General features: G+C 46.3%; 5 protein-coding genes. 3 read left to right on the top strand and 2 right to left on the bottom strand.

Translation table 11 applies throughout. The features are described from left to right. Positions 1-63: 63 nt before the first annotated feature. Together RIC07_RS24385 and RIC07_RS24380 are read right to left on the bottom strand one after the other, a co-directional pair. The gene (locus RIC07_RS24385; protein ID WP_446396765.1) at positions 64-2,517 is read right to left on the bottom strand and encodes a CHASE2 domain-containing protein; all 2,454 of its coding nucleotides are present in this window, start codon (positions 2,515-2,517) and stop codon (positions 64-66) included. Next, a complete protein-coding gene (locus RIC07_RS24380; protein ID WP_446396764.1) occupies positions 2,514-3,878 on the bottom strand; it encodes an AAA-like domain-containing protein in 1,365 nt (454 codons plus the stop codon). The genes RIC07_RS24385 and RIC07_RS24380 overlap by 4 nt, the downstream gene beginning before the upstream one ends. A gap of 718 nt (positions 3,879-4,596) precedes the next feature. Between RIC07_RS24380 and RIC07_RS24375 the strand changes: the two genes are divergently transcribed. From RIC07_RS24375 to RIC07_RS24365, 3 genes are all read left to right on the top strand, one after another. Then, positions 4,597-7,626 carry a S8 family serine peptidase gene (locus RIC07_RS24375; RefSeq protein ID WP_446396763.1) on the top strand — a complete coding sequence of 1,010 codons (3,030 nt, stop codon included), beginning with the start codon at positions 4,597-4,599 and terminating at the stop codon, positions 7,624-7,626. Positions 7,627-8,417: 791 nt separating this feature from the next. Beyond that, positions 8,418-12,236, top strand: coding sequence for a two-partner secretion domain-containing protein (locus RIC07_RS24370; protein WP_446396762.1), 3,819 nt, complete (start codon positions 8,418-8,420; stop codon positions 12,234-12,236). 202 nt (positions 12,237-12,438) lie between these two features. Next, complete coding sequence (locus RIC07_RS24365) at positions 12,439-13,578, top strand: Rpn family recombination-promoting nuclease/putative transposase (RefSeq protein ID WP_446396761.1); 1,140 nt, start codon at positions 12,439-12,441, stop codon at positions 13,576-13,578. The last annotated feature ends 48 nt before the right edge of the window (positions 13,579-13,626 follow it).

Raw genomic sequence — 13,626 nt, 5'->3', positions numbered from 1 at the left:
GTCTGGGAGCAGGGGGAGCAGGGGGAGATCTCCAATGACATTACCGTCAACTGCTTGCCCGCCCTACCTAAACTGTTTAATCTTGAACCGAGAGAAAACAATGAGTACACCGCCAGTCATAACCAAGGCTAAAGCGGCGGGAACTAGGGGTATCCAACCCCCTTGCAGGAAAAGCACCCAGCCGCTTCCATATAAAATAGCGATCGCGACTCCGCCTCGGATCAGAAACCCTCGTGGTGAACGAGAAGTTTGGGCGAGTAGTCCGCCGATTAAAGACCAGCCGCAAATCCACAGGATCTCAATGGGTTCTGACCACCACCAGATCAGGGGTCGCTGATCTAAAACAGCACTGAGAATTTGACTGACCATCTGCGCTTGAATTTCAATCCCCGTCATGGTTTGAACGGTTCCTTGTCCTTTACTGTAGGGAGTCAGCCAACGATGATCGTTAAAACTGGGAGCCGTGGTACCAATTAGAACAATACGATTTTTTACCTGTTCAGGATTAAGTTGACCATTGAGAACGTCTGTGAGCGTAATTTTCTCAGCAATCTGATTCGTGGCGCGGTAATTGAGTAAGATTTGGTGACCACTGGAATTGATCGTCGAATAGCCGCCAGGGTTTGTATCTAAGGTTTTAAATACGGTTGAGCCAAGCTGAAGATACCCGTCGGAATTCAGGTGTGGTTCAATTCCTTGGGCGGCTAGGTAATGACTAGCAACTTGTATACTAAAAGCATATTGATTTTGGCAGGGTGAGGCGTCAGAAACCGCGAGAAGATGACGACGCAGAATATCATCGGTATCGAGGACAACATTATTAAACCCTTGTCGTTCTCCTGACACTTCCGGTGGCGGTACAACGCCAGGATTACCGTAATGGCAAATGGTAAATAAGCGATCGCTCGTTTCCATGGCTTGGGCTAACTCTGGATAGTTGTCCTCTACTGGGCGATCGCGATAAATGTCTAAGCCAATGGTTTGGGGTTGATACGACTCTAATTTGGCAAGGAGTTGAGCAAAGGCTCGATCTGAGAGAGACGCACCCACTCGTTCTTCAGCAGGTTGAGCCTGAACGTCTTTTTCGGTAATCTCCACAATTAAAAGTCGTTCATCGGGTTCTTCCTGGGGTTGTAACCGCATCAGGTGATCAAAGACTTGAAGTTCCCAAGACTCCAACCCACCGCGCGATCGCACTCCCAAAACCAGACTTGTCGCGATCGCACTGGCGATTAGTACCCTTAACCCAACCCACCACCACGGTTCTTTCCGCGTTGGAATTGCTTCTGGAGGATTGTTCCATGATTCCGGTTGAATCTCCTTGATATCTTGGGGAATTTTTGTCTTTTTTTCGGTTGCCTTGTCTACCCGGATTGGCGATGTTCTCAACCCGATCAGCTTAGTCCTCACCCAATTGCAATTAAAGACAGATTCGTAGATGGGATTATAAATTCGTAAATAACTCTCTTGTTTGGTGACTATTCCCGATAGCCGTAATTCCATCTGTTCCTCAGAATTTATGGCGGCAATTTTCCCCTGTTGGATAATTTGCTGGTATAGTAATAGCAATCGTTCACTGTCACGGGCATTCCGCAAAATCCGATCGCGAATAGTTTTTAGATGCTCTGGATCATCATGGGCTTCCCAATGTTCGACAATCTGCTTTTGTACAAACTGTTCTAACCAGTTGGATTCTTCACCAGGGGGAATACTGTCAACTTCCTGACTTTGAACAAAACCAAACTGAGCGATAAGCCAACAGAGTTTCTGGGTTAGAAATGGTTGTCCTCCTGTCCAATATAATATTTCTTTTAACAGGGCTTGAGGATGATTAGAACGACAAACCAATCCAGCGACTAAAGCGCCACTTTCATGGAATTGGAAGCCTCTGAGTTCGATGGCGCGACCAATGTTAAAAGGAGTAGCATTTTTATCTTGGATTAAATCCGATGGCGTGGCGACGCCTAATAGAGCAAAAGTGAGGCGTTTATAGTCAGGTTTAGAGGCTCGCTGATTATAGCAGTTACGGATTAGGGCAAAAAATTCATCGGTGAGGAAGTTTAAGCTGAGAATACTATCAATTTCATCGATAAAAATGACGATGTTTTGGGGGATTTGGGTGAGCAATACAGTTTCGATAAATTCACCCAACCGTTGTACTGGGGAAAGATCCTCGCGATCGCGTAACCAATGGCGTCGATTGATCGACAAGTCGAAACCACTGATCAGTTCTTGAATAATTCCACCATACCATTGTTGTGCCGTAATTTGTTGGCTCCCAATTCCAGTTAGTTCAATCTCAGCACAGATAATTCCTTGAGCTTGTAGTTTGTCCATGGTACGGATTCGCAACGAGGATTTACCCATTTGTCGGGAATTTAGAACATAGCAATATTCCCCGGCTAATAAGGCGTTAAATAAGTCTGAATCTGCCTGTCGCACCACGTAGGTTGAAGAATCTGGGGGTAAACTGCCACCAATTTGATACCTGTACGTTGAGTTGAGTTCAGGATTCATTCAATGTCTCCCAAATACTGACGGAAATACAAACGATATAAATTACAATGCGGCTCTATTTGATTCCCTGATAGTTTGATCAATCCCAGGCTTTGGAGTTGATAGGCTGATATAGGTTCCAGTTGGATCGGGGTGATTGCTGTTACCACCTGTTTAAATGCTGTAGCGAGTTCAGGATGCGATCGCAGATGTAACCAGTTTTCCCGCAAATGGCTCTTGTAGATGCCGGATTCTGTGGGGGCTTCTGCTAGGAGCTGCTCTAGGGTGATTTCTGGATGATTTTTTAGGTGAGTAAAGGCTTGCTCCAAGAGATAGGGATGTCCCCCCACCATCTGCATTAGGGGTTGGATTAGACTCATATCTGGTTCTAATTCATGATACTGGGCAAAGGTTTGTGCCTGTTCTGGGGTAAAATCTGATAGTTCTATGGGTAAGCCAACATTAAAGGGAGATTGATTAATATTTAAGCGAATATACACATCCGTTGAATGGACAATAATTAATCGTAATTTTTTCCAGCGCTGACGACTCCTGGCTTTTTCATACCAGGAACGCAGGAGTCCAAAAAAGTCTTCATAAACTTCGGGATGGGGGAAGAGCAAATCCACATCATCGAAACAGAGAATTAAGGGGGTATTGGCGTTGGCTAGGAGATAGTCTTCAAAGTAGGTGGTGCAGCTTACTTTTGAACCCATATAGTCTTCATCCCAATACTCATCTAACTGATTGGGTAAATGGAGTTCGTGAGTCAAATTAATACACAACCAGCGTAAGAATTTATCCAAATTGGTGAAATGTTTGCTGCTATCTGCTAGGTTCAAGCTTACACTAGCGGTGCGGTAGCCTTGAGTGGCGAGTTGAGCCAACACGCGAGTCACGAGAAAGGTTTTACCCATGAGGCTAGGTGCTTTAATCCGTACCAGCCCTCCCGGTTGGGATAGGGTTTTCGCGCAGATGGTTTCTAGGGGAGAGCGCTCCACATAGCGATCGGGTGTCAATGTTTCTGGTGCTTCGGGAGTGGTTTGGTTTATAGCTGCACTGTCTGGTTTTGGGGGGGTTGGGTGCGAAGGATATTTATGATTAGCCATTTTCTGTTGCCAATATCCCTCTAAAACTTGTTTTAAGTTACTTTTTTTGACTCTCTCACCCAAGGCATCCGTTAAGGTTTTCCACAGTTTTGGGGCGACATCTTGACTGATATAACTGGTCGAATATTGATTTTGTGCCGCAATTTGATCGTACTCTTGTCTATCCCAAGATCCTTTGAGAACGATTACTTCAACATCGGTTAAGTTGCGGTGGGTTTGATCAGATACAGCTTGGTTCGCTATTTGTACTGCCTGTTCTCGGTTAAATTTCATGGTCGATCATCCTTAACGGTTAGGGGTTTAGGACTTACGCAAAGGCTCTATATGTAGGGTGCGTTACGCTACGCTAACGCACCTTAACCAATATATATGGTGTGGCTGCGTAAGTCCTGGGGTTATAGCGTTTCTTTTGTGGGGGCGCAAGCCTTGCGCCCCTACCTTTTCGTGTCTCATCTATGTCTATTAAAAAGGGAATTATTGGTGCAGAACCCCCCGTTAGGTATCAACTTTAGTCGGGTTATTACTATCAGAAGATATCAAAAGCTATCACAACCCAGCCGTGGGAGGTTTATAGCAGTTCCCAATTGCTTGAGGTACACCCTGTATGGGCACTATCCTTGCGCCCTCACCCCCATCCCTGATCCTGTACCTCACCACACCGGTAAACCCTATCTATATTACTGAAACCTGAATTATCCTGAATTATCCTGAATTATCCTGAATTCACTTAATTTTCATACTACCTATTTTTCCTCAATTATTCCGTTGATTTTACCAGCACAATGGCAATTGTAAGTGAAGTCAAGGAGGAATTAAACATGAAACCTCCATCACAATAGCTAGGAAATATTCAGATGTTTCCAAAACACACATCACAACAATCTACAAACTTGAATTTTATCTCTATTTCACCCCTCTAATTCAGATTTGGAGAGAATGTCCGCCGAGATACGGCAGACACACAAAGTAATTTACGTAAAGGAAAAGTACAATGGCAACTATACCTTCAGATCCACTGTTTTCCAACCAGTGGCACCTCCGAAACACAACACCTGGTCTTCTCGATCTCAATGTAGTCGATGTCTGGGACGACTATACTGGCGCTGGTGTTCAAGTCGCTGTGATCGATGATGCGGTTCAGCGCACCCATCCTGATCTTGATGGTAACTACTCAGTCGCCAAAGACTGGGATTTCCGGGACAATGATACTGATCCCAGTGGTCTTAGTAGCGATCGCCACGGTACTGCGGTGGCTGGCATCATTGGTGCAAATGAAGGCAACGGCATCGGCGGCGTTGGTGTAGCTCATGACGCTACCATTTTCGGCTTCCGAGGTATTTCAAATCAGAATATGACCGACGCGATCAACAATGCTTCTGGGTTACTACAGACAGCAGGAGGCAATCGTGAGGCTGATGTCGTCAATATAAGCATTGGCACTAAGTCTAAATTTTTCTTCGACATAGGCTTAAATTACACTGCGTTGAACACCGCAATCGACAATGCTGTCATTTCCGGACGTGACGGACTCGGTACAATCTTAGTTAAGTCAGCAGGCAACTCGCGTAGCGTCAACCAAGACACCAACGCCTCATCCTGGAATGCGAACCCCCATACGATTTCCGTCGCTGCTGTCAATCAGAACGGATTTGTCTCATCTTACAGTACCCATGGTGCGTCTGTTCTCGTCTCAGCCTTTGGTTCGCCAGGAGGGAAAGCGGGTGAGGTTGTGACAACAGATCGCGTGGGCAGTGCAGGCTACAAATCTGGCGACTACACATCGACTTTTAATGGTACCTCGGCAGCAGCACCGATGGTGTCTGGTGTGGTGGCGCTGATGCTGGAGGCTAATCCGAATCTTGGCTGGCGCGATGTGCAGGAGATTCTTGCCTATTCTGCACGCCATGTTGGTTCCAATGTCGGTTCTGACACCAGGGGTTCTGAGGAATATGCCTGGTCGTTTAACGGGGCTAACAACTGGAATGGTGGTGGTTTGCACTTCTCCAACGATTATGGCTTTGGTCTAGTTGATGCCAAGGCAGCGGTGCGTTTAGCCGAGACTTGGGGAAGTAACTCCCAGACCAGTGCCAATGATACTACTGTATTCAGGGATTTCCTGAACACTTCGACAACGATTAGCAGTGGCATTGGCGGAACCTCGTTCAGCCAATTCATCAGCAGCAATATTGAGATTGAGCATGTCGAAGTTGACGTCAACTTCACCCAATGGCATGACCTCGGCGACTTAGAACTTCGACTCCTTTCACCGGATGGAACCTCGAGCATTCTGATTGACAATAGCGGTGAGAACAACGGCAGTTCTACTGGTGGATTCGGTTCTGGGCGCTGGGAGTTCTTCTCCAACCAGTTTCGTGGCGAAGACACCCTGGGAACTTGGACGGTTCAGTTCTTTGACACATACAGTAACACGATATCACCGATTACAGTCAACGACATTGATATCACGTTCTACGGTCAGGCAGCCTCGAATAATGATACCTTTATCTTTACTGAGGAATATTCCAACTATGATGGACTGTTCGGACACAGGACATCGATCAATGGTGGAATCGGCACAGACACAATTAATGCGGCTGCAGTAGACTCGAACAGTACCGTTAACCTGACTACAGGGACAGGCTCGATTGATGATGTTGGCATCACCATTTCCGGAATTGAGAACGTGTTCACTGGCGATGGTAATGATTCGTTGGTTGGCAACGCTTCTAATAATAGTCTTTCGGGAATGCGTGGTAATGATTACCTGTATGGCTATGCTGGCAATGATTACCTGTCGGGTGGCACAGGTAGCGATCGCATGTATGGCGGTACGGGTAATGACCGCTTCGTGGTTGATTCAACAGGTGATGTGGTTGTTGAATACGCCAACCAAGGCAGCGATCGCGTCTATTCCTCGATCAGTTACACCCTGGGAAATAACCTGGAAAGTCTGACACTGACTGGTACGGCTTCTTCCGGACGAGGCAACAGCCTCAACAACAGTATCAGTGGTAATAGTTCTAACAATTATCTTTATGGTCAAGGGGGTGCGGATACCTTAATTGGCGGTAGCGGCAATGATTACCTTGACTCCGATACTTTGGGTGCTGTTGATACGATTGGCGATCGCTTGGATGGCGGTTCAGGTAATGATACCCTCCGAGGAGAAGCTGGTAACGATACCCTACTCGGTGGTAGTGGACATGATCGCCTGACAGGAGATGATTCCTCAATCAATTTTGGCAACGATAGTCTTTCTGGGGGTACTGGAAACGATACGCTCTATGGCTATGCGGGGAATGACACCCTCGATGGCGGTGCTGGGAGCGATTCCTTAGATGGTAGTACAGGTAATGACCGATTATTGGGTCAAGGGGGTGCGGATACTCTAATTGGCGGTAGCGGCAATGATTACCTTGACTCTGATACTCTGGGCGGCGTTGATACCATTGGCGATCGCTTGGATGGCGGTTCAGGTAATGATACCCTCCAAGGAGAAGCCGGTAATGATACTTTACTCGGTGGTAGCGGAAATGATCGGCTCACCGGTGATGATTCCTCTAGCAATTTTGGTGATGATAATCTTTCTGGTGGTACTGGAAACGATACGCTCACCGGTGCAGGGGGTAACGATACCCTCGTTGGGGGCAGCGGTTCCGATACGTTGAGCGGAACCAACAGTATCTTAGACGGTGCGGGTGAAATCGATATCATCAACCCAGGTTACTATGATGCTAGCGATCGGATTATTCTCGGCACCAGTAGCTCAATCTATTATAACGGTGCTGGACTCGATTACGCCGTCATTGACGATTTCGACCGATATAGTTACTTCGGTGAAACTGATTTCGACAAGCTCCAGATTCATGGCTCACTGTCAAGTTACAGTTTGAGTTCATACACGGGTACAGTCAGTGGTATTTCCATGAATAACGGAACGCGAATTGGTTTAGGATCTGAAATCATTGCTTATGTTGATTCTAGTGGTTTATTGACATCGGCTGACTTTATCACTGTCTAAGTTCGTCAAGTCTCTGAACTAGGACTAATGCCGATTAATTCACGTTAAACTCAGAGCTTGTACCTGTCCCATTAACCAGCCTTGGGTTTAAACCCAAGGCTAAACGCTCAAGTCAGCTAAAGCTGACTCAATCAGAGTTTTAGGCAAAGTTGACAGATATAGAACTTACGCAAAGCCTATATTTGTAGTGGCGTGGCACATCTTAATTGGTGGATTAGAATTGTAGGGGCGCAAGGCTTGCGCCCGGTTTAAACGTCAAATCTATCCCACAATTTTAGCGGTGTCAGTCCAGTAGTGGCGTGGCACACCTTATTTGATGAATTAGAATTACGCCCGGAAACCGTAGGGGCGCAAAGCTTTGCGCCCGGTTCAATGGTAAGGTCTATTCCACAATTTTAGCTGTGTCACGCCGCCATCGTGAGGAAAGCGAAGCGTAACGCACATTTAGCCCTATATATGGTGTAGCTACGGAAGTCCTAATACACCCGTTTTCGTCGTCTTTATACGACTTGCGTTTTTAGCCAATAACTTGAGTTATTTGCGGATGAATTGCATAAAAATAAATCGTGTCATATCTCAGATAAACGCCATCATAATATAGTTTAAAATCATCTGATTGCCTGTATATTTTGTTGAAGTCTATAGCCGTTTACAATCGCGTGATGTAACAAAATTTATGTCGGGGCGCAAGAACCTGCGCCCACACCTAATTACCTCGTTATACGAGAAACGCCATTCATCATAGTAAAATAGTAATTAACCAGTCTTCCCACTCAAAGGATAGGAGAAAAATGAAACCAATCATCCGTTACCTTTGCCGTGTCAGCAGTATCGCCCTTAGCGTTCTGGCAGCAATCAGTCCAGCTAAAAGCCAAATTGAGGCGGATAATACACTTCCAGTCAATTCTCAGGTAACCGGGTGTCCAAGTTGCCTGATAAAAGAGGGAACGGTGCGAGGAGGAAATCTGTTCCACAGTTTTGAAGAGTTTTCTGTGCCGACAGGAGGAGTCGCATTCTTTGATAATGCTTCGAGTATTGAGAATATTTTGGGTCGGGTAACGGGTTCGACTCTCTCGAATATTGATGGCTTAATTCGGGCAAATGGCACGGTAAATCTGTTTTTAATTAATCCCAATGGGATTATTTTTGGCGAGAATGCCCAGTTAAATATTGGCGGTTCCTTTGTCGCCTCTACAGCTAATGCCATTGGGTTTGGCAATCAAGGCGTTTTTAGTGCAACTGAACCCGAGGCTCCGCCTTTACTCACAGTTAACCCAGATGCGCTTTTCTTTAATCAATTAGCAGCTCAAGGAGTGAGTTCGATTGAGGTGAGAGGTTCTCTATCTGTCCCCTCGGGAGAAAGTTTGTTACTCGTGGGGGGAAATATAGCACCAGATGCGACTTCAACGGGGGAACTATTAATTGATGGTGGTACTTTAGCAGCCCTCGGTGGCAGAGTGGAATTAGCGGGAGTCGGCGCACCGGGAGAGTTGGAATTAGTGGTTGAGAATGGGAATTTAGGGTTGGATTTTCCAGCGGATTTGGCGCGAACCGATATCGCAATTTTTGATAGCACTATTAATGTGGCAGAAGCCGGTAGAGGTGATATTGTTATTTATCCTAGAGATTTGTCCATTGACAATAGTCAACTCTTGGCGGGAATATTCTCAGGTTTTGATTCAGTCGATGCTCAAGCTGGAGATATTATTATTGATGCGACTGGAACCGTGGCAGTCACAGAAGGGGTGATTAGCAATAATGTTAGCTTTGGAGCCACAGGAAGAGGAGGAAATATCAGGATTACAGCTTCCTCGCTTTCTGTGACGAATGGCGCTTTCATTTCTGCCTCGACTTTAGGAGAAGGAGATGCGGGTAAAATAGTCATTCGGGTAACTGATAGCATCTCATTGGATGGGGAAAATAGTCAAGGATTCCTCAGTGGTGTTTTTAGCGCAGTGGCACCGGGAGCCAAGGGGAATTCTGGGGGTGTGGAAATTGAAACTGGCTCTTTAATGGTAACCAATGGCGCTCAAATTATTGCTTCGACTTTAGGAGAAGGAGATGCAGGTAAGATAGTCATTCGGGCAACTGATACCATCTTATTGGATGGGGAAAATAGTCAAGGATTACTCAACAGTGGTGTTTTTAGCGCAGTGGGACCCGTAGCTAAGGGAAATTCTGGGGGTGTGGAAATTGAAACTGCCTCTTTAACTGCAACCAATGGCGCTCAAATTATTGCTTCGACTTTAGGAGAAGGAGATGCGGGTAAGATAGTCATTCGGGCAACTGATACCATCCTATTCGATGGGGAATCTAATCAAGGATTACTCAGTGGTGTTTTTAGTACAGTGGAATTTGGAGCCAAGGGAAATTCTGGGGGCGTGGAAATTGACAGTGGCTCTTTAAGTGCAATCAATGGTGCTTTAATTTCTGCAGGTACTTTGGGAGAAGGAGATGCGGGGAAGATAGTCCTTCGGGTAACGGATAGCATCCTATTCGATGGGGAAGATAGTCAAGGATTCCTCAGTGGTGTTTTTAGTACAGTGGAATTTGGGGCTAAGGGAAATTCTGGGGGTGTGGAAATTGAAACTGGCTCTTTACGTGCAACCAATGGCGCTCAAATTGATGCCTCTAATGTTGGAGAAGGAAATGCAGGCAAGATAGTCATTCGGGCAACTGATAGCATCCTATTCGATGGGGAAGATAGTCAAGGATTCAGTAGTGGTGTTTTTAGTATAGTGGGACCGGTAACCCAGGGAAATTCTGGGGGCGTGGAAATTGACAGTGGCTCTTTAAGTGCAACCAATGGCGCTCAAATTTCTGCCACTACCTTGGGAGAAGGAGATGCGGGGAAGATAGTCATTCGGGCAACTGATAGCATCTCATTGGATGGGGAAACTAGTCAAGGATTCCCCAGTGGTGTTTTTAGTAGAGTGGAATCGGAAGCTAAGGGGAATTCTGGGGGCGTGGAAATTGACAGTGGCTCTTTAAGTGCAACCAATGGCGCTCAAATTTCTGCCACTACCTTGGGAGAAGGAGATGCGGGGAAGATAGTCATTCGGGCAACTGATAGCATCTCATTGGATGGGGAAGATAGTCAAGGATTTTCCAGTGGTGTTTTTAGTACAGTGGCATCGGAAGCTAAGGGAAATTCTGGGGGCGTGAACATTGATAGTAGATCTTTAACAGTAACCAATGGCGCTCAAATTTCTGCCCCTACCTGGGGAGAAGGAGATGCCGGAAAGATAGTCATTCGGGCAACTGATAGCATCCTATTCGATGGGGAAGATAGTCAAGGATTCAGAAGTGGTGTTAGTAGTCAAGTGGCACCGGGAGCTAAGGGGAATTCTAGAGGAGTGGAAATTGAGAGTGCCTCTTTAACTGCAACCAATGGCGCTCTAATTTCTGCCGCTACCTTGGGAGAAGGAGATGCGGGTAAGATAATGATTCGGTCAACCGATAGCATCTTATTCGATGGGGAAGATAGTCAAGGATTCCCCAGTGGTGTTGGTAGTCAAGTGGCATCGGGAGCTAATGGAAATTCTAGAGGAGTAGAAATCGAGAGTGACTCTTTAACCGTAACCAATGGCGCTCTAATTTCTGCCGAAACCCAAAGTACTACCAGGGCTGGAGACGTGAGTATTGACGCCAAAGACTTTATCCAACTGAGCGGGAATAGCGCCATCCGCGCCAGTGCAACCACAGGGGGTCCAGCGGGAAACTTAGATATCATCACCCAGAGACTATCGGTAGAAGATGGGGCGCAAATCACCGTTAGTAGTCCCTCTGGACAAGCTGGAAACCTGACTATCCAGACAAATTCCCTAGAGTTAAACCAAGGTCAAGTTACCGCAGAAACCGGTACCAGTGGGATTGAAGGCGGTGCCAATATCCGTCTGCAAAACCTCAACACCTTGCTGATAACCGATGAAAGCCTGATTTCTGCCACAGCTTTCGAGGATGCTAATGGCGGTAATATTAATATTAACAGTATCTTTCTGGTTGCCCTGCCTCCAGAAGGTGTCAACGGTAGTGATATTATTGCCAATGCCGAACGAGGCGACGGGGGACGGATTATTATCAACGGTGAAGGTATCTTTGGCATTGAGGAACGTCGAGCCATTCCCGGAAATCGCACCAACGACATTGACGCCAGTTCCCAGTTTGGCGCTTCCGGTGAAATACAACTCAATGTACCCCTTGACCCCGCCAGAGGGTTGGTAGAATTACCAGGGGAGTTGGTGGATGTCACCCGATTAGTCGAACAGAATCTTTGTCAAGCGGCTCAAGGGAGCAGCTTTATTGTCACTGGGCGCGGCGGCTTACCCACACCCCCCCATGAACCCCTCAACCCTGAGGCGACTTGGGAAGATTGGCGGATTGAGTCTGAGAGTGAATCCACTGCTAATCCTACCCAGGATGTAGAGACGCGCCATGGCGCGTCTGGGGAAGGGAAAGTCCATCAACAAACCCCAGACAACCAACCCAAGCGAATTATCGAGGCTCAAGGTTGGTATCGAGATGCCAAGGGTACTGTAATTCTCACCGCTGAACCAACAAGGGTAACGCCACACGGGACTTGGTTGAGTTCAACAAACTGCTCTGAATAAGACAGGACTTACGTAGTATGGTGGGAAAGGTGCGTTACGCTTCGCTAACACACCCTACACGAACACCTCTGACCTACTCTCCCTCTCATTGTCTCTATTCATATCTTATTTATTTTGTCAATACCGCCGCTATAGAAATTTTGAGTCACAGAGGTTGCCATACTACCCCTTGTCAACTCGGTGACGTTTACCCCAGGAGAATGTGAAAACTGACACCATCTTCTATAGCCTGTTTAAAGAGTTTCCCAGTATCTTCTTTGAACTGATTAACCAATCCACAGCACAAGCGGCGACGTATGAATTCACCTCCCGTGAAATCAAACAACTCTCATTTCGACTCGATGGTTTATTTTTACCCAAGAACCAAACCTCAAACCAACCCTTCTACGTCGTCGAAGTTCAGTTCCAACCCGATGAGAATTTATACTATCGTTTATTTACAGAACTGTTTATCTTTCTAAATCAATACAAACCCCCTCATCCCTGGCGGGTTGTAGTGATTTACCCCAGTCGCCGAATTGAACGAGAACAACCGTTACAATTTAGGGAACTATTCAGTCGAGTGCAACGGATTTACTTGGACGAGTTAGAAACAGAGGCATCGGGTTCGGTGGGGGTAAACATTGTTAAGCTAGTGATCGAGAATCAACAGACAGCACCGACAGTGGCAAGGCAGTTAATCAACCAAGCCCAAGTCCAGATCGCTGATCCAAGCACAAAAAGAGACTTAATTGACTTAATCGAAACAATCATCGTTTATAAATTACCGCAAAAAAGCCGCAAGGAGATAGAAGCCATGTTAGGATTAAGTGAACTCAAACAAACCAAAGTGTATCAGGAAGCCAAGCAAGAAGGGTTTTCTGAAGGTGAACAACGAGGTGAACAGCGAGGTGAACAACGAGGTGAACAACGAGGCGAACTTAAAGCCAAGTTAACCGCTATACTACGCCTGATCAAGTTGGGTTTGAGTGTGGAGATGATTGCTGAAGGTTTAGATTTGCCCCTGGAATTTGTCCAACAGGCTGTTAAGTTATTTGAGCAGCAAAATGTTATCGCTTTTGTTGAACTGTTAAATGAGAAACGCCAGCTTTTCTCCCCACAAGACTTAGCTGACTTAGCTGAGTTCATTCAACCCTTACCCGATCAACTAGAAGACTTGTCATCTGCGATCGCACACTGGTGCCAGCAGGAAGCACATACAGCACAACTTGAGGCTTGGCGTCAAATTTGCTCCCGGTTGTTGAGTGCGACGGTAGAGAAACTTGTGACGAACCCTGACACCCTTCAAACTCTATCCGCACCAGTCAACAAAGCCATGGTGCAAAATGCGATTGAGCGATGAGAGTCTTACCCTAATCTCAACCGTTAACTTTAATTGTGTCCACCTACT

It is taken from the genome of Coleofasciculus sp. E1-EBD-02 (assembly GCF_040218245.1).
GTDB lineage: Bacteria > Cyanobacteriota > Cyanobacteriia > Cyanobacteriales > Coleofasciculaceae > Coleofasciculus.
Note: the sequence above shows the minus strand (reverse complement) of the source record. Positions and strands in the feature narration are given on the sequence as shown.

Coding starts and splice junctions, on each gene's coding strand:
- RIC07_RS24370 (WP_446396762.1), top strand. CDS start 8,418: ATGAAACCAATCATCCGTTACCTTTGCCGTGTCAGCAGTATCGCCCTT.
- RIC07_RS24375 (WP_446396763.1), top strand. CDS start 4,597: ATGGCAACTATACCTTCAGATCCACTGTTTTCCAACCAGTGGCACCTC.
- RIC07_RS24380 (WP_446396764.1), bottom strand. CDS start 3,878: ATGAAATTTAACCGAGAACAGGCAGTACAAATAGCGAACCAAGCTGTA.
- RIC07_RS24385 (WP_446396765.1), bottom strand. CDS start 2,517: ATGAATCCTGAACTCAACTCAACGTACAGGTATCAAATTGGTGGCAGT.